Here is an 18,120-nt window from a genome sequence, read left to right as displayed (position 1 = left end):
CTTTTGGAGGTCCTCATTTCGATCTCGGTCGTCGCGGTAATCGCCCTTACCGCCCTTGCAGCCCTCAGGTTCGGACTCGGGGTATGGGAGAGCGGTGACAGGGCGGCAGAAGAGGCGTTCATGAAAAGGTATCTCTCGGGCGAGATGAGGAAGGCGCTCGCGTCCGCTTACCCCTACAGGGACGAGGACGGGAACATCCTTTTCCTGGGCGCACCGGAAAGCCTCGCCTTCGTCACCTCGGGAAGGACCGCTTCTCCTGACGTGTCCTGGGGCGGCGCAATGCTTTTACGGTATTCGGTCTCAGGGGAGGGGCTCCTGCTGGAAGAAACAACGCTTCCGCTTGCGGACGGGGCGGGAAAGCGCTCTGTCGTGGCCGGCGCTGCCGCGGCCCTGGAGTTCGCCTATTTCGGGGACGGCGCGTGGCGTAACGACTGGGACGCGGCCCTCATGAAGAAGCTCCCTGAAATGGTGAGAGTGACGCTTTCAGGAAATACCGGCGATCCGGTCTCATTCGAGACGGCGCTCATGGCCGGGAAAGGCAGCGGGGCAGGTGATTGAAGGCCGCCCGCGTTTCAGGCGAAAGCGGCCTGTCCCTCGTGCTGGTGCTCTGGCTCCTTGCGCTCATGTTCCTCATAGCGCCTGGGTTCGTGTACACGATGAGGATTGAAAGCGCGGCGACATCGAGTTTCGAGGACGAGGCCTCGGCCTGGGCGCTCGCAGTGGCAGGGGTGTACATGGCGGCTACCGAGGTCTCGGCTGATTACGAAATAGTGGCATCGAACGAGGCCGGGCTCGTGTTCCTTGAGAAGACGGCCGACGGCTTCCTTCCGCTTCCTTCGAAAAGGGATTTCCAGCTCGGAGAAGGGACGGTCTCATACAGGATAGAAGACGAGCGGGCCAAGGTAAACCTGAACACGGCCCCTATGGGCGTAATAGACGAGCTTCTGCGCCTCTCCGGAGCTGACAAGCCCGCGAGGGACGCGATAAGCGATTCCATAATCGACTGGCGGGACGAAAACAGCGACTTTCACCTGAACGGCGCCGAGGACGATTATTACGGCTCCTTGCCTTTCCCCTACGGCTCAAAAGACGGCCCGTTCGATTTCATTGAAGAGCTGCTGCTCGTGAAGGGCGTAAGCAGGGAGATTTTCTATGGTGCGGGCGGCGAAAGCGGCATCGGAAGGCTCGTGACCGTGCACGGGGACGGGAAGCTCAACCTCAATACCGCGGGCGAAACGGTGCTTTCGGCCGTTTACGGCGAAGGGGTGGCGAACGAAATCCTTCTGAAGAGAAAGACCGAAGGCCCCATTATTATCAGGTTGCACGGCGGGCTCGTCACCTCTGAATTCTTCCTTGTGACCTCGACCGGCGAAAAGGGCGGCATCCGATACACGATAGAGGCCGCCATAGCGAAGAAGCCCGGCGGAAAGGATGCCGTCTTCATCTCCTGGCGCGAGCACGGGGTCGGATACCGTTGATACTGAACGCCATAGGCATAGAGGCGGGGAAGCGTCACTGGAAGGCATTTCATGTAAAGAGGGGGGCCTCGGGGTTAAGGGCTGAAAGGGCCTTTACGCTGGATGGTAGCATTGAGGAGAGGGCGGCCGGGTTAAAGGAGTATGCGGAGAGTAAACGCCTTCTGGGCCTTAGGGTCTCTGTTGCGCTTACGACTGGCAGTTATGTCTCAAGGACGATAGAACTGCCTCCAGCCGAGAAGGATTCGGTCCGTGGGGTGCTGGCCTTTGAGCTTGAGAAGCACCTGCCTTCCGACCCGTCCGGATGGGCATACACATGCGAAATACTCGAGTCCCGGCCTGAGGGGCAGCTGGTGCTTTTTTCCGCAGCGCCTTCGGAGACGGTCGAGATGACGATTAAGGCGCTTGAAAGCGCCGGGCTGAACCTGCCGTTTGTGACTACCGCGGAGAGGGCCGTCGTGAAGGCGCTCTCCCATTCAGGCATTTCTCCTCCTGATGGAGCCGCTTTGCTTGCGATAAAGGAGGACGGGGTTCAGATAATCGCATGGGCCAGGCCCGGAAGGCCGTGCTATTCCCGCTCCTTCAAAGCCGCTGGGCCGGACGCATACGAGAGGGAGTTGAGGTTCGCCTCGACAGCTATGGAAGGCAAGCTGATCCGCTGTTTAATCGTATGCGAGGCAGGCGAGGATATGCCGCAGGCGCGGGAGGCGGCCCGGCGCATGGGGCTTGAGGTTACTGAATACAATGAAGCGCCTGCGGTGTCCGTTTCGTTCGGCGCCGCACTCCTCCTTTTCGATGGAAAAGCCAGGTCCGCCGACCTTGCGCCGAAAGGAAATGGCGCGCTTAAGGTCAGGGGCGCGGCCCTGACGGCGGCAGGCGGGGCGCTGGGGCTCGCGCTTCTCCTTCCCGCGTTCTTTCTCGTGAACGAAGCGCTCACATTAAGGAAGCTCAACAGGGCGCTGGCCGAGCTCGGGCCTGAGAGGGGCAGGGCCCAGGCGCTTACCGCCGCTCTTTCCGCCATAGAGGCGGACATAAGGGTCTTCCGGGAGGTCAGGGGAGAGGGCGACCCCGGGTTCCTGGAAATATTAAAGAGGCTTACCGAGGCCACTCCGTCCGACACCTATCTGACCGGAATGGAATACGACAGGAAGACGATAGCGGTCGAGGGGGCTTCCGGAAAGGCCTCAGGGCTTTTCATGGCGCTCGAGCGCTCCGGGCTCGGTAGCGAGCTCGAGTTCGAAGGCCCGGTCACAGCGGGGCCGGACGGAAAAGAGCGTTTCAGGATACGGTTCAAGATCAATAACCCGACCGGGGCAGAGGCCAATGCGCGGAGGTGACAGGCTCCGGTCCGGGGCCGGAAAAGTGCCTTCGGCGATATACCTTTTGGCCGCGTCGCTTATCGCGTTCCTGGCCGCGGGCTCGGTTTACAAGTATTACTCCGGCATGAAAGAGGAGGCCCGGTTGAGGAGCGGGGAGCTTGTCATCTGGGCCGACCTTGTCGACCGCGCCGACGAGCTGGAGGAGCTTGTGGAGAAAAAGAGGGGGGAGCTTCAAAGGCTCGAAGAGGGGCTTCTTCCCGGAACGACTTCGCTCGGGGCCGCGCACCTCCAGAGCGCGTTCAGGGACTATTCCGCAAGGAGCGGGATACGGATAATTTCCGAGCGCGCCCTGAAGTACGTTGACAGGGGGAGGTACGTGGGCGTGCCGGTTGAGTTCCGGTTCAGGGCTGGTATTTCGGAATTGAAGGAGCTCCTTTCGGATATGAAGGGCTCCCGTCTGGCAATGGGAGTAAGGTCGGTAAGGATCAGGTCAAGGGGAGAGCGCGAGCCTGGCAGGCTCGACGTCTCGCTCGTGGTCGAGGGCGTCATAAGGAAAGTGGAGCTTGCGGGCTGAATGCGGGCGCGGCCGTACTCAAGCGCCGTTTTAGCCCTTGCGGCGCTCACTGCGTTCGTTTTCGCCCGGGAGCCGTCGAGTGCCGGGGCCGAGGCGGCAATCCGCAAAGGCGGGGGCGGGAATTTGGGCGTAATAGTGGAGAAGGACCTTTTCAGGCCGTCCAGGAAAAAACCCGAGCCGCCAAAACCAGGGCCCAATCCGAAGCCGGGGTCCCTTGCGCCGGCCAAAAGGCCCGCTCCCGAGATAACTCTCACCGGGACCGTGTTACTCGATACCGGGGGAGTAGCGATGCTCAGCTGGCAGGGCGTCTCTTCCGGCTCAGGGACTTACAGGGTGGGCGACCAAATAGAGGACTTCGTCATAGTGGACATAACGAGGGACACGGTCATCCTTAGGCGTGGGAACGATGTGCTTTCAGCAAGAATGTCAACCGGGCGAAACCCCGCGGCAGACTGGAGGCCTTGGCAGGTCCGCACAGGGCCGGTAAAAAATGTTTCGCCTGCCGTACCCAGAGCAGGCGTTCCATCTGATATGCCAGCCGCCGGAAAAGGAGAAAGAGAAAATGAAATGGAAGAGAACGGCGTGAACGAATGGACCGGCAAATGAGGGAAAACAGGGATTCTGGCACAGGGCCGTTCCCCTGTGGCCTCGCTTGTTCGCTCGCGCTCTTAGGAGCGCTCCTTTTCCCGGGCCTCTCGCATGGGGAGGAAAGGCCCACAAGCCCCTCGTTTATATCGGACGAGGTCACAATAGCGCCCATACGGGAAGAGCGCGGCATCCTTCCGAACGAGGCCCCCGGAAAGGAGACTTCGGCGGACCAGGTCCATTTCCAAGAGCTTAATCCGGAGGAGGCTTCCGATGGAAGGGTACCGTCATCCGAGAGTTCTTTAGATAATTCAATCGAGAGCCCCGAAATTCATCAAGGGCTTCGTCCCCTTGGCCAGTCGGGCCCGGTCCGTGAGCTCCGGTCGGCCAGGGCATTGCGGCCGGTAACCGGCACCGCAATGCTTAACTTCAACGACGCGGGCCTTAGGGAGGTGCTCCGTACCATAGGCGAGCTAACTGGCGAGAACTTCATCATCGCTCCGGGGATAAACGCCAGGGTATCGGTCGAGACCGTGAGGCCGGTACGGCGCGAAGACATGCTCGCCATACTCGAATCGATACTGGAGGTGAACGGCCTCTCGGCCGTGAAATCCGGGGAATACTACAAGATAATCCCCGCCTCGGGCGGACGGCAGCACCCAGGGAGCATCCTGAGCGGCAAGGACCCAGGGGAAATAAACCTTGTAAGCGGTCTTACGACCCTCATCGTGCCGCTTGATTTCATATCTGCCAACGACATGCTTGCCGTCCTTAAGCCCATGCTCTCGAGCGCCGGGAGCATAACGTCGCTCCCCAGGTCCAATACCCTAGTGATAACCGAGGGGGCGGCTAGGGGCAGGGGGATGATAGAGCTCATAAAGAACCTCGACGTGGACGCATTCGAGCGGGTGGAGATAGCGATGGTCCCTGTCAGGAACGCGGACGTAAGAATGCTGCACGGCGAGCTCATTGAGATCCTCTCGGCCATCGGCATCGGGAGGGAGGATGCGCAGCTTGCGGTCGTGCCGCTTGAACGGCTTAACAGCCTCATCGTCCTTTCTTCCGGCAAGGAGCTCATGGATTCCGTGACCGGGTGGATAAGCCGGCTCGATACCGCGGCCCCGGCCGGGTCGTCTTCGATTCACATCTATTACGCCAGGAACGACAGGGCCTTGAGCCTGATGGCCATACTCGAGGAGGTCTACGGAGGCGGCGCTTCGTCCCGGCCCGGAGCCTTCGGCACGGCTTCCCCTGTCTCAGCCCCTGTAGCCGCGGCCCAGCCAGCGCAGGCCCGCGACTCCGTAAATGCGGGCGAACGGGCCCGGATATTCTTATATGAGCCCGCCAACGCGCTAATCATACACGCACCCCAGGGAGAGTACCTCAAGATACTCGGCACTCTGAATGAGCTGGATAAAATTCCTAAGCAGGTGCTTATAGAGGCGCTCATCGCGGAGATAAAGCTCGATGAGAGCACACGGTTCGGCATCCAGTGGTCGCTCCTTTCCGGCGAGGCAAACATTCAGCAGAATACCGGGATTGTCCCCGGCGCTACGCTTGCCGACCCCAGGGCCTCGATAATCCCTCCCATAGGCGCGGCGGCTCCTTCCGGGCTCTCTGTCCTCGCAACCGACGCGAGCAGGTTCTTCGCCGCCATACAGGCCCTTGCCTCCGAGGGCAAGGTGGACATACTGAGCAACCCCCATATCATGGTAAAGAACTACGAGAAGGCGTCCATAAACGTAGGGAGCGACGAGCCGGTCTCTACCCAGTCGACCCAGAACGCCGTAACCGGCACCGCGGGGATAATCCAGAATATCGAGTACAGGAAGACAGGCGTGATACTCACGGTCGTGCCTTACATAACCGAGGCCGGCAAGGTCGCCATGACCATCAGGCAGGAGGTGAGCGACAGGTCCACGGACAGGGTGATAGGGAACGCCACCTACCCTTCCTTCACGAAGAGGGAGGCCGAGACCTCGGTCGTGGCATCAGACAAGGAAACGCTCGTAATCGGGGGGCTTATACAGGAGAGGTTCGATTCCTCCTCGAACGGGATACCGGTCTTGAGCAGGGTCCCCATAATCGGCAATCTGTTCAAATTCAGCAGCAACTCCAAGAGCAAGACAGAGCTAGTGATACTTATAAAGCCCACTGTTGTGACCGGGCCGGGGGACGCGGACTTGGCAACGCGCGAGTTCAGGGACAAGCTCCCGGCCCTTAAGAAACAGCTGAGGGAAGGGGAATAGGAGCTGAGCCGTAAAATCCGGAACGGTAAAGGCCCGCCATCAGGCGGGCTTTTTTGTTTGCGGCCATTGACAAAACGGTCTGCATACAGTCTTTTTATATTGGAGGCGGCCGAACCTGGAGACACGGAGACTGTATAAGGAGAGGTGATGGGCATCGACAGGCTCAGGGCGGCAAAGGCCATATCAATCGTGGTCGCGGCGGGCGGCCTCATCGAGATGTCAGCCTGGTGGCTGGGAGTGGAATTTTTGAAGACGCTGGCCCCCGGCTACGTGACAATGAAGTTCTCTACCGCCCTCTCGTTCCTCCTTAGCGGAGTGGTCCTTTACTATTTTTCCGAAGCTGCCAGAGGCGAGATGTCCGGGGCGCAGGTGGCGCTCCCGATTTCGACCCTCGTAATACTTCTTCTCATGTCCACGCTCCTCGCTTCAGCGTTATTCGGCCTTGAGGCCGGGGTAGAGGCCCTGTTCGTAATGGAGGACCCGTCCGCGGTCATGACCGAGGTGCCTGGCGTGCCTTCCATAGCGACCATGCTGGATTTCATACTGATTTCGGCCCTTGCCATAGCCGTGCTCTTCAGGCAAAGGGTCCTCCCCTGGTGGTTCAGGTCCTTCGGCGCATTTATCGCGCTTACGGGCCTTTCCGCTCTCATGGGCTATCTTCTCGATATGCCGCGTCTCTATTTTTTCTTCCCTGGCTTAAGCGGCGCGATGGCAATCCCGACCTCAATATTATTTGTCTTGATCGGGATTTGCCTTTTCATCATACCGGGGGCGCGGAGATGAGCATAAAGGCCCGGCTGATAATCATATTCCTCGCCTTTTCGCTCATACCGGCCGTTTTCATAGGGCTTTTGCTTCTCGAGAACGGCAGAAGGTACATAGAAAGGAACACCCTCTCAACCCTGGGCTCAATTGCCGTAGTGAAAAAAGCACAACTCCTGGAGTTTCTGCAGACCAAAAAGGAAAGGGTTGAGATCTTCGCATCGGACAGCATTATCGCCGGGACGCTCGCGAGTATGCGCGGGATGGGAACGGCTGAAATATCGAGAGAAGGGAGGTCTCTCGGAGAGTATCTCAACGCGGAGAAACGCCCCCTGGATGAGGAGATAATAGAGATACACCTGTTTGACCTTTCAGGGAGGGTCGTCGCTAGCACGGACCCCGGGTTCATCGGCAGGGACGAGAGCGAGGAACCCTATTTCAGGACCGGACTTCAAAAGAGCAACATACAGGACGCGAGCCTCCATTACCATGCCGGACGGCCCCATTATTACATACCGGTATCCGCGCCCGTAAGGAGCGGCGGAGAGGTGGTGGGGGTGCTGATGAACGGGTACAGCATAACCCTTGCGGACGAGCTTGTGACCGGCGAAAGGCTCGAACGGCTCGGCGACGAGCCGTCAGAAATAGAAAGTCGGGCCGGGGTCGATATCTTCATTGTGAACCAGGAGGGGCTCCTTCTCACGAGCTCGAGGAAGGCGCCGGAGATCGCGCCGCTTTCGGAAAGGGTCTCGTCCTTCCCGGTCGAGGAATGCCTGGCCAGGTCGAATGACGCATTCGGCATGTGGGTCGACAAGATCGGGAAAAACGTCTGGGGCGCGTCCGAGTGCATGAATATCCAGGACGGGCCCAGGTGGGCGCTCGTCGTCGAGCAGGATGAGTCCTATGCCGTAGCACCGCTTAAATACGTGAACTACATAATCCTGCTGGTCGGCTTGAGCGTGGCCGTGGTTGCGATATTCATATCCTATTCCACCGCGCTCGCGATCACGAGGCCGATAGACGAGCTCAGGAAAGGCGCGGAGGAGTTCGCGACCGGCAACCTCGACTACAGGGTCGGGATTGCCGGTCGAGACGAGCTGGCCGCGCTCTCAAGGTCCTTCGACAAGATGGCCGGGGACCTGAAGAAAGTTACCGCCTCAAGGGACGAACTCGCCAGGGAAACGGCTGAAAGGATACGGGCGATAGAGGCCCTGAGGCTCTCCGAGACCAAGTACAGGAACCTGGTCGACACCTCGCTAGCCGGAATATTCAGGTCGAACTTCGAAGGCGACCTGCTCTTCGCGAACGCTGCCCTCGCCCGGATATTCGATTTCGACTCGGCCGAGGAGATGATGCGGGAGGGGTCGCTCCAGAGATACAGGGACCCGGCTGCAAGGGAGGAGTTCCTAAAGATGCTCAGTGAAACGGGGAGCGTCGAGGCCCTTGAGGTCGAGATGCTTACGAGGACAGGGGAGGCGAAGACAATTCTCATGAGCGCGACCGTCCTGAGGGATGTCATCTCAGGGACCATGCTGGATATTACCGAGCTTAAGAGGGCGGAAGAAGTGAGGAGGGAGGCCGAGGGGTCCAGGGCGCTCTCCGAGCTCTCGGACGCGATGGCCAATGTGGTGACCGACTATCAGGGCGTGCTGGACACGATAGCGAAGTACATAGGAGACCTCATGAGGGTGCCCTGCATCATAAGGCTCCTTTCAGCGGACGGGAAATGGCTCGAGCCGGTCGCGGTCTATCACGTGGAAAAGGGGCTCCGGGAGGAGCTTAAGGAGTTCATAGCCGCCAACCCGCAGCGTTCCGACAAGGGGGTCGGCGGCAGGGTGGTGAGCGAGGGCCGGCAACTCTCTTTCGGGTCGCCAGAGGAGATATGGAAGACCATCCGGCCCGAATACCGCACGGTGATGGAGCGCCTCGGGATAACTAGCGCGCTCGTAACGCCGCTCCGCTCCGAGGGGAGGGTCATCGGGCTCATCGCATGCTTCAGGCCGAAGAAGGGCGAATCGTTCACCCCGACGGAGATGCTCCTTCTCCAGGACCTCGCGGACAGGGCCGCGCTCGCCATATCCATCGCCCGCCTCTTCAGGGAGACGAGGTCCTACGCAAAGGAGCTTGAAAGGAGCAACGCCGAGCTTCAGAATTTCGCGTATATCGTTTCACATGACCTGAAAGAGCCGCTCAGGATGATAGACGGGTACCTGAGGCTTATCGAGAGGAAGTACGCGGGAAGCCTCGACGAGGAAGCCAGGAAACGGATAGCGTTCGCCTCTTCCGGGGCGGTCAGGATGCAGAGGATAATAGACGACCTCCTCGAATATTCGCGCGTGACGACCCAGGCGCGGCCTTTCGAGCCGGTCGACACCGGAAAGGTGCTTGAGGAAGTCCTCGAAAACCTCACGGTCGCGATAAGGGAGTCGCGGGCGGTTATTGATAAGGGCGAGCTACCGAGGGTAATGGCAGACCCGGTCCAGCTCTCGCAGGTCTTCCAGAACCTTCTGGCGAACGCGATGAAGTTCCGTGACAAGACCCGGAGGCCGGAGATACGGGTCTTTGCCGTGGAGGGGGAAAATGAATGGGTCTTCACCGTGGCCGATAACGGGATAGGGATAGATCCGGCGCATCTGGACAAGGTATTCGACCTCTTCCAGCGGCTCCACGGGCCGGAGTACCCTGGGACCGGCCTTGGGCTTGCGATATCAAAGAAAGTGGTCGAGAGGCACGAAGGACGCATATGGGTGGAGTCTGAGCCTGGAGCGGGCTCAAGTTTCCATTTCACCATCCCGAAGGCCGCTTTTCCTGGCGAGGGCGAGGGGGGCAGCGCCCTTTGAAAATGGCAGCCTGCGGCAAAATACCTTGAATATAATCTGAATCCAGGTCCGCGGGCCGGAATAAAATGGTTTATCGGATGTACCGTTTTTGTTAATATATAAGGCGAATCTCAAGGACGGATTATGGAAGGGCCTTGCGGCCATAATCTGTCTTGACAAAATCTTTAAAAATGTTTATATATTCAGGTTCTATGTTCATTTCCCCCCCGGATTCGCTCCGAGGCCCGGGGAGGTTCTGTCCTGGATAGGCCGGCTTCAGGGACGCCTTGCAGGCTTCATTCAGGACTGTTGAAAGCTGGGAATTCCATAGGCGCGTAGCTCAGGGGTAGAGCGCTACCTTGACACGGTAGAGGTCGGCGGTTCGAAACCGCCCGTGCCTACCATTTGCTATCCAAGGTATCATGCACCACGGCGGCAGACGCTATTACATTGCCGTTTGTGGCGGGTGGTGCCTTTTGTTGATTTCACAGAAACGGAGCCGGGCATAGGTTTTTGATGGCAAAAGTGATTTTCCCGACCGGTGACGAGTTGGAATTCGCCCCAGAGGCGAGCCTCTTCGAGGTCCTGAAGGCCCATGACAGGGACCTTCTGAAAAAGACCGTGGCAGCCAGGGTGGACGGCGCGGCAAAGGACCTTAAGTCCCCTCTCGGATCCGGGAACGGGGCCCTGAAGGTCGAGCCCGTGACTCTCGATTCTCCCGATGGTCTTGAGGTGCTACGCCACTCCGCCGCGCACGTCATGGCAGAGGCCGTGAAGTCGCTTTATAAAGAGGCCAGGATAGCGATAGGCCCGGCCATCGAGGACGGCTTCTACTACGATTTCGAAGTCGACCGGCCCTTCACCCCCGAGGACATCGAGAAGATCGAAAAGAGGATGGGGGAGATAATTAAGGGCGACCACCCGTTCACGAGGGAGGCGGTTTCCAGGGAAGAGGCCTTGAAGCTCTTCTCCGGAATGGGCGAGATATACAAGGAAGAGATAATACGGGAGCTTCCCGAGGGCGAGGTGAGCCTTTACAGGCACTCGGGTTTCGTGGACCTCTGCAGGGGGCCGCACCTCCCCTCCACGGGCTGGATAAAGGCCTTTAAGCTCACCGGCGCCGCCGGGGCCTATTGGAGGGGCGACGAGAAAAGGAAGATGCTCCAGAGGGTCTACGGCACGGCCTTCGCCAGGAAAGAGGACCTTAAGGCGCATCTTGAGAGGCTCGAGGAGGCGAAGAGGAGGGACCACAGGAAGCTCGGGAAAGAGCTGGACCTTTTCTCGACCGGGGAGGACATAGGCTCGGGCCTGGTCCTCTGGCACCCGAACGGCGCTACAGTCAGAAGGCTCATCGAGGACTTCTGGAAGGCCGAGCACGTAAAGGCCGATTACTCGATAATATACACCCCGCATATAGCGCAGGTGGGCCTCTGGAAGACGAGCGGGCACTGGGATTTCTACAGGGAGAGCCTCTTTTCTCCCATGGACGTCGAGGGGCAGGACTATATAGTCAAGCCCATGAACTGCCCGTTCCACATAAGCATATACAAGAGCCAGCTCCGTAGCTACAGGGACCTGCCCATACGCTACGCGGAGCTCGGCACGGTATACAGATACGAGCGCTCCGGCGCTCTGCACGGGCTTTTGAGGGTCAGGGGCTTCACCCAGGACGACGCGCACATATTCATGACCCCGAATCAGCTCGAGGACGAGATAAAGGGGGTCCTGAAATTTACCCTTTTTGTATTAAATTCTTTTGGATTCAGCGAATTTGATATATACTTGAGCACCAGGCCCGAGAAGTACGTCGGGAGCCTCGAGAACTGGGCGAAGGCCGAGTCCGCCCTTAAGGGCGCGCTCGAATCCCAGGGATTGAAATACAGCATAGACCCGGGCGAGGGGGTCTTCTACGGCCCGAAGATAGACATAAAGATAAAGGATGTCCTCGGAAGGGCATGGCAGTGCTCGACCATACAGGTCGACTTCAACCTTCCCGAGAGGTTCGACGTCACGTACAGGGACGAGAATGGCGGCGAGAGCAGGCCCATAATGATACACAGGGCGCTCATGGGGTCGCTTGAACGTTTCTTCGGCTGCCTTGTAGAGCACTATGCCGGCGCTTTCCCGGTCTGGCTCGCGCCGGTCCAGGCGATAGTCCTGACCGTGACCGAAAGGAACGACGACTTCGCCGGCGAGGTCCATAAGAGGCTCAAGGCCGAGGGCATAAGGGCGGAGCTCGACATAAGAAACGAGAAGCTCGGCTTCAAGGTGAGAGAGGCGCAGCTACGGAAGGTCCCCTACCAGCTCGTCATAGGCGACAAGGAGACCGAGTCGAGGCAGGTATCCCCGAGACTCCGGGGAGGGGCAACTCTTCCGCCGATGACAATAGAGGAGTTCCTTACTGTCATAAAGGCCGAGAACAGGCCCGCGGTTCAGGCGGGCTGACCGGGAGGGAAGCTTCCCGGCTTACTGATTTTTCAATGCGTTAAAGCAGCACAGGCCCGAAATAGTTAGGGGGTGATTTTTCATAGCAAAGGATACCACGAGAATAAACAGGATGATAAGGGTCCCGCAGGTCAGGGTAATTGACGCCGAGGGCAACCAGCTCGGGGTCATGGCCACGAGGGACGCGCTCGCGGCAGCCGAGAGCGTCGGGCTCGACCTCGTAGAGGTGGCCCCGACCGCGGTCCCGCCGGTCTGCCGCATAATGGACTACGGCAAGTTCAAGTACCAGACGAGCAAGAAGGCCAAGGAAGCCAAGAAGAAGCAGACCGTCATCAGCATCAAGGAGATGAAGCTCCGGGGCAAGACCGGGGAGCACGATTTCCAGTTCAAGCTCCGGAACATAAAGAGGTTCCTGAGCGAGGGCGACAAGGTAAAGGTCACCATCATCTTCAGGGGCCGCGAGATAACGCATACGGAGCTCGGCATGGGGATGCTCAAGAGGGTGGCCGAAGAGGTCAAGGACCTGGCGGTCATCGAGTCGTCGCCCAGGCTCGAGGGCCGGAACATGAGCATGATATTGGCGCCGGCCCCGCAGAAGGCCGAGAAGCCGGTAAAGACGGAAACGGCCCAGGACGCAGGGGCCAGGACACAGGAGGAATAGAAGGCAATGCCCAAGCTTAAGACGAACAAGGGTGCCGCGAAGAGGTTCAAGATAACCGGCACAGGCAAGGTCAAGAGGATGAAATCCGGCATGAGGCACATCCTCACGAGCAAGGCCAGCAAGGCCAAGAGGGTGCTCAGGAAATCCGACCTCATCTCCGGCACGCACGAGGACTCGATAAAGAAGCTCCTGCCTTACGGCTAAGGGGCTTCGCCCTGCTTGAAAGCGGCAGGGCCGATAACGAATAAAGGCGGGCGCAGGGCCGTAGGTCGGTATGCAATCGCACCGCCGCATGAAATTACCAGTCAAGGAGCAGTTATGCCGAGGGTCAAAAGAGGCGTCAACGCCAAGAAGAAGAGGAAGAAGGTACTAAAGGCCGCCAAGGGCTACAGGGCCGGCCGCGGAAAGCTCTACCGCATAGCGACGGAGGCCGTGGACAGGGCCCTCGTGTACGCGTACGCGCACAGGAGGACCAAGAAGAGGGAGATAAGGAGCCTCTGGATAGCCAGGATAAACGCGGCGGCCAGGATGAACGACATCACCTACAGCCGCTTGATGAACGGGCTTCTCCGGGCAAACGTCGAGATCGACAGGAAGACCCTGGCCGACATGGCCGTAAAAGACCCGGCCGGCTTCACCAAGGTCGTCGAGATTGCCAAGACCAGCCTAGCTGCATGAGCCGGAGAGTCGAAGACCTCGAAAGGGAGGCCCTCGATGAGCTTTCAAGGGCCTCCTCCGAAAGGGAGGCCCTCCGGGAGGCCAGGAACAGGTATCTCGGGAGGAAGGGAGAGGTAGCGGAGCTTCTGAAGGGCCTCGGCTCCCTTCCGCCTGAAGAGAGGAAAAAGGCCGGGGAAGCCATCAACAATTTGAAGACCCGGCTCGAGGAGGCCTTCGACAAGGCGCTTTCGTCCCTCGATGAAAGCGAGAAGAGGGAAAGGCTCGAAAAGGAACGGGTCGACATAACCCTTCCCGGCAGGTTCATCCGCCCCGGAAAGCTCCATCCCGTAACCCAGATAACCGACGAGATCGAGGACATCTTCACGGGCCTGGGCTTCGACATAGCCGAGGGCCCTGAGGTCGAGCTCGATTACTACAACTTCGAGGCCCTGAACTTCCCCAAGGACCATCCCGCAAGGGATATGCAGGACACCTTCTTCGTCTCGGACGAGGTGGTGCTCCGCACACATACGTCCCCGGTCCAGATACGGGTCATGGAGAAGTGCCGTCCGCCATTGAGGGTGATCGCCCCCGGCACGGTATACCGCAGGGACTCCGACCTTACACATTCCCCGATGTTCCACCAGATAGAGGGTTTTATGGTGGACAGGGACATATCATTCGCAAATTTGAAAGCAGTGCTTACGCTCTTCCTCGAAAGGCTCTTCGGCCAGACAGCCGTAAGGTTCCGCCCGAGCTTCTTCCCGTTCGTCGAGCCCGGCGCGGAGGTGGACATAAGGTGCGTCATCTGCGGCGGCAACGGCTGCAGGGTCTGCAAGGGTACGGGCTGGCTCGAGATACTGGGCGCGGGGATGATACACCCGAACGTCTTCAGGGCCGTGGGCTACGACCCGGAGGAATACACCGGCTTTGCCTTCGGTTTGGGCGTGGAGAGGGTCGCTATGCTGAAATTCGGAATCGGCGATTTGAGGCTCCTCTTCGAGAACGACATGAGGTTCCTGGAGCAGTTTTAGTCCGGGTATTTCCTTTCCGAATCAATATCTTACATAGATAAGTTGACTCAAAATATCATTCAGGCTGCGGAAAAAGCTCACGACGCATTCAAGGGTTTTTCAGCAGCCTAAAAGGTAAGAGAATGCTTTTCAGCTATAACTGGCTTAAGGAGTATCTCGAAGGCGCGCCCCCTGCTCGCGAGCTGGCGGAAAGGCTCACCATGACCGGCACTGAGATAGAGTCGGTCACGGAAATCGGAGCCGGGTTCACTAACGTCGTGACGGCCCAGGTCCTGGAGTGCGAGAAGCACCCGAACGCCGATAAGCTCTCGCTCTGCAAGGTGAGGACCGATAAGGAAGAGCTTTCCATCGTTTGCGGCGCGAAGAACATGAAGCCCGGCGACAAGGTCGCCCTGGCGCTACCCGGCGCGGAGCTTCCGGGCGGCTTCAAGATAAAGAAGTCCAAGATACGGGGTGTGGAATCGCAGGGCATGATGTGCTCCGAGGTGGAGCTCGGGCTAAAGGACACCTCAGAGGGTATAATGATCCTTCCGGAGGACGCGCCTCTCGGCGTGGACTTCCGGACGATATTGGGCGCTGATTTCATGATGGAGGCCGGGATAACCCCGAACAGGGCGGACCTCCTCTCCATAAGGGGCATGGCGAGGGAGGCGGCCGCAGTCACCGGAGCCGCCTTCAAGGACAAGGAGTTCAAGGTAGACGAGGCCGGTAGGCCCATAGGGGAGTGCGCCTCCGTCTCCATCGAAAAAGACGCGCCCTGCAGGAGGTACGCGGCAAGGGTGGTCGAGGGCGTTCAGATAGGCCCCTCGCCCGATGATATAAAGGCAAGGCTCGAAGCCCACGGCGTAAGGTCGATAAATAATGTCGTGGATGTTACGAACCTCGTCCTCCTTGAGACAGGCCAGCCCCTCCACGCATTCGACCTTGATAAATTGAACGGGGCCGTAATAAATGTAAGGCCCGCCAGGGAAGGCGAGACTATCGAGACTATAGACGGCAAGACCCGTAACCTCGACGCCTCGATGCTCGTCATAGCCGACTCCAAAGGCCCGGTCGCCCTTGCCGGCGTAATGGGCGGGAGCGGAAGCGAAGTGACCGGCTCCACGAAGCGCATCCTCATCGAGAGCGCGTGGTTCGAGCCTTCGAGCGTAAGGAGGGCTTCAAGGAAACACGCCCTCTCGACCGAATCCTCCTACAGGTTCGAGAGGGGGGTCGATATCGAAGGGGTCACGAGGGCGCTGGACATGGCCGCGAGCCTTGTCCTCAAGCTCGCCGGAGGACAGGCCGCCAAAGGCTCCATAGACATATATCCGGGAAAGTATGCACCGGCCGGGATAACCTTCAGGACCGAAAGGGCCTCCAGGATACTCGGCGTTGGCGTCAGGACTGAAGAGGCGCTGAATATCCTGGGCAGGCTCGGCATATCGGCCCGCGAAACATCGCCGGGAGTAATAAGCGCGGCCCCGCCGTCCTACAGGATGGACCTGACGACCGAGATAGACCTCATGGAGGAGGTCGCCAGGATTTTCGGATATAATAATATACCGACGACACTGCCGATAGCGGCCGTTTCCCCTGGCGAGACCGGGGAGCCTACGGCCCTAAGGCGAAGCATAAGAAGCCTCCTCTCCGGCTCCGGGTTCACCGAGGTCATGAACTATAGCTTCATCTCAAGGGATCTATTCGCCATGGCCGGGGGGGAAGCGGTGAAGGGTGTCGAGCTTCTTAACCCGCTCACCGAGGAGCAGACGGTCATGAGGACGGGCCTCATTCCGTCGCTTCTTGAGAACATGGCCCGGAACCTCGCGTGGAAGCGCGAGGACTTGAGGATATTCGAGATAGCCCCGGCGTTCGTTCCCGGCGACGGCCTGCCCGGTGAAACATGGAAGATAGCGGGGCTCCTCTACGGAAACCGCTACGAGCCGGGATGGAGCTATCCGAAGGACACGGTCGATTTCTTTGATGTAAAAGGGGTTATTGAGCGCATGCTCGAAGGGCTGGGGGTCGAAGGGGCACGTTTCGAAGCCGCAGGGCACCCGCTCCTCCATCCGGGTAAGACCGCCGCCCTTAAAATCAGCGGCAAGCACGCCGGAATTTTAGGCGAGCTGCACCCGGACCTCTGGGGCCGCTACGGCCTCCGGAAGCCGGCTTACGTTTTCGAGCTGGAGATCGAGCCCATCGAGAAATCGTCCGGCAAGGGGAAAAAATACAGGGAACTCCCCAGGTTTCCGGAGTCGGCAAGGGACATAGCCTTCATCCTCTCCGAAGACGTGCCGTTCGGGGACATCTACGAAGCTATCAGAAAAATTGACCTGAAAACTATTGAAACGGTTGAATTGTTTGATGTATACTATGGCCGGAACATACCTTCCGGTACAAGGAGTCTCGCGGTCCGCGTTACCTACAGGTCAAGGGAGAGGACCCTTACCGACCAGGAAGTCGAAGACACGCACGGCAAGGTACTAAAGATGCTTTCCGAGAGGTTCAAGGCGGAAATCCGGGTTTCATGATGATGCTCACCATTCAGTCCCGCTTTTAAGAGGAGGTTTTACCATGACCAAGGCGGATATCGTAGAGATTGTCTTCGAGAAGGTAGGCTTTTCAAAGAAGGACGTATCCACCGTAATCGAGGAGATTTTCGAGACCATCAAGACCACGCTTGAGAGTGGCGAGAAGGTCAAGATCTCCGGCTTCGGCAATTTTACCATCCGCCAGAAGAGGGCCAGGAGGGGCAGAAACCCCCAGACCGGCAGCGAAATCACCATAGAAGAGCGCAGGGTCATGACCTTCAAGGCGAGCCAGCTCCTTAAGAAGGCCATAAACCAGGGCGCCCCGGCACAGACGCCGACAGCGGCAGTATAGCCGTAGAGCTCGTTTCCAAGCGGTTTTTGAGCCGCGGCCCGAAGGCCGCGTGAACGTGAGCGCACGAAAGCTTTCGCGATACCCAGTTGAAGAGAACCCCCGTAGGCCCTGATGACGCAGATACCGGAAAAGCTCTATTTCAAGATCGGCGAAGTCGCAAGCATTACTAAAGTAAAGCCCTACGTCCTCAGGTACTGGGAGAGCGAGTTCAGGATAATAAGCCCGAAGAAGTCCCTCACCAAGCAGAGGGTCTATAGCAGGCGGGACATCGAGCTGATCCTCGACATAAAGCGGCTTCTTTACAAGGAAGGCTTCACGCTCGAAGGGGCGAAGAAGAAGATCAAGGAGATACAGGCCGAGCGCGCCAAGCAGCTCGACCTGGTATTTTCGGAAAAGAAGGTCCACGGCGCGTTGAAGGCCATCCAGAAGGAGCTTGCGTCCATAAGAAAGATGCTGGCCTGAGGAAATTCCCCGGGGTTTTTTCTGGAAAGGCTTGAAACTGTGTGCTAAGATTATCTGTCTGAATCGTACGGGGGCCGCAGGCCCCCTTAAAAATTGAAACGATTTTCGGGGCGTAGCGCAGCCTGGTAGCGCACTAGCATGGGGTGCTAGTGGTCGGAGGTTCGAATCCTCTCGCCCCGACCAGAATAAAGAAGGGCCGATCCGAACGGATAGGCC

General features: G+C 58.7%; 16 protein-coding genes and 2 tRNA genes. All 18 read left to right on the top strand.

Annotated elements, in window-relative coordinates; translation table 11 throughout:
- The first annotated feature begins 3 nt into the window (after positions 1-3).
- The 18 genes from K8I01_05340 (at position 4) to K8I01_05255 (ending at position 18,087) form a co-directional block, all read left to right on the top strand.
- Positions 4-558 carry a type II secretion system protein GspJ gene (locus K8I01_05340; GenBank protein ID MBZ0219835.1) on the top strand — a complete coding sequence of 185 codons (555 nt, stop codon included), beginning with the start codon at positions 4-6 and terminating at the stop codon, positions 556-558.
- Positions 555-1,478 (top strand): general secretion pathway protein GspK, encoded by a 924-nt coding sequence (locus tag K8I01_05335; protein MBZ0219834.1) that lies wholly within the window; start codon positions 555-557, stop codon positions 1,476-1,478. The genes K8I01_05340 and K8I01_05335 overlap by 4 nt, the downstream gene beginning before the upstream one ends.
- The gene (locus K8I01_05330) at positions 1,475-2,812 is read left to right on the top strand and encodes a PilN domain-containing protein (GenBank protein MBZ0219833.1); all 1,338 of its coding nucleotides are present in this window, start codon (positions 1,475-1,477) and stop codon (positions 2,810-2,812) included. The genes K8I01_05335 and K8I01_05330 overlap by 4 nt, the downstream gene beginning before the upstream one ends.
- Complete coding sequence (locus K8I01_05325) at positions 2,799-3,368, top strand: type II secretion system protein M (GenBank protein MBZ0219832.1); 570 nt, start codon at positions 2,799-2,801, stop codon at positions 3,366-3,368. Before K8I01_05330 ends, K8I01_05325 begins: the two co-directional genes overlap by 14 nt.
- Entirely contained in the window at positions 3,369-3,974 is a 606-nt protein-coding gene (locus K8I01_05320; protein MBZ0219831.1) for a hypothetical protein, read from the top strand.
- Entirely contained in the window at positions 3,959-6,202 is a 2,244-nt protein-coding gene (gspD, locus tag K8I01_05315; GenBank protein ID MBZ0219830.1) for a type II secretion system secretin GspD, read from the top strand. The genes K8I01_05320 and gspD overlap by 16 nt, the downstream gene beginning before the upstream one ends.
- A gap of 147 nt (positions 6,203-6,349) precedes the next feature.
- Positions 6,350-6,985 carry a hypothetical protein gene (locus K8I01_05310; protein ID MBZ0219829.1) on the top strand — a complete coding sequence of 212 codons (636 nt, stop codon included), beginning with the start codon at positions 6,350-6,352 and terminating at the stop codon, positions 6,983-6,985.
- Positions 6,982-9,804, top strand: a complete 2,823-nt coding sequence (locus K8I01_05305; protein MBZ0219828.1) for a GAF domain-containing protein — start codon at positions 6,982-6,984, stop codon at positions 9,802-9,804. The genes K8I01_05310 and K8I01_05305 overlap by 4 nt, the downstream gene beginning before the upstream one ends.
- A 308-nt stretch (positions 9,805-10,112) precedes the next feature.
- A tRNA-Val gene (locus tag K8I01_05300) sits at positions 10,113-10,187 on the top strand.
- A gap of 112 nt (positions 10,188-10,299) precedes the next feature.
- The gene (gene thrS / locus K8I01_05295) at positions 10,300-12,228 is read left to right on the top strand and encodes a threonine--tRNA ligase (protein MBZ0219827.1); all 1,929 of its coding nucleotides are present in this window, start codon (positions 10,300-10,302) and stop codon (positions 12,226-12,228) included.
- An 82-nt stretch (positions 12,229-12,310) separates the two neighbouring features.
- A complete protein-coding gene (gene infC / locus K8I01_05290; GenBank protein MBZ0219826.1) occupies positions 12,311-12,889 on the top strand; it encodes a translation initiation factor IF-3 in 579 nt (192 codons plus the stop codon).
- A gap of 6 nt (positions 12,890-12,895) precedes the next feature.
- Positions 12,896-13,093, top strand: a complete 198-nt coding sequence (gene rpmI, locus K8I01_05285) for a 50S ribosomal protein L35 (GenBank protein ID MBZ0219825.1) — start codon at positions 12,896-12,898, stop codon at positions 13,091-13,093.
- A gap of 114 nt (positions 13,094-13,207) precedes the next feature.
- Entirely contained in the window at positions 13,208-13,567 is a 360-nt protein-coding gene (rplT, locus tag K8I01_05280; protein MBZ0219824.1) for a 50S ribosomal protein L20, read from the top strand.
- Positions 13,564-14,580: a phenylalanine--tRNA ligase subunit alpha gene (gene pheS / locus K8I01_05275; GenBank protein ID MBZ0219823.1), complete on the top strand. Its 1,017-nt coding sequence runs from the start codon at positions 13,564-13,566 to the stop codon at positions 14,578-14,580. Before rplT ends, pheS begins: the two co-directional genes overlap by 4 nt.
- A gap of 122 nt (positions 14,581-14,702) precedes the next feature.
- Positions 14,703-17,090: a phenylalanine--tRNA ligase subunit beta gene (gene pheT / locus K8I01_05270; protein MBZ0219822.1), complete on the top strand. Its 2,388-nt coding sequence runs from the start codon at positions 14,703-14,705 to the stop codon at positions 17,088-17,090.
- 43 nt (positions 17,091-17,133) lie between these two features.
- Complete coding sequence (locus tag K8I01_05265) at positions 17,134-17,442, top strand: integration host factor subunit alpha (GenBank protein MBZ0219821.1); 309 nt, start codon at positions 17,134-17,136, stop codon at positions 17,440-17,442.
- A gap of 108 nt (positions 17,443-17,550) precedes the next feature.
- Positions 17,551-17,904: a MerR family transcriptional regulator gene (locus K8I01_05260; GenBank protein ID MBZ0219820.1), complete on the top strand. Its 354-nt coding sequence runs from the start codon at positions 17,551-17,553 to the stop codon at positions 17,902-17,904.
- A gap of 106 nt (positions 17,905-18,010) precedes the next feature.
- Positions 18,011-18,087 (top strand) — tRNA-Pro (locus tag K8I01_05255).
- Positions 18,088-18,120 lie beyond the last annotated feature (33 nt).

It is taken from the genome of Deltaproteobacteria bacterium (assembly GCA_019912665.1).
In the GTDB taxonomy this organism is placed as follows: Bacteria; Desulfobacterota; GWC2-55-46; order GWC2-55-46; family GWC2-55-46; genus UBA5799.
This window is presented reverse-complemented; position numbering and strand designations above follow the sequence as displayed.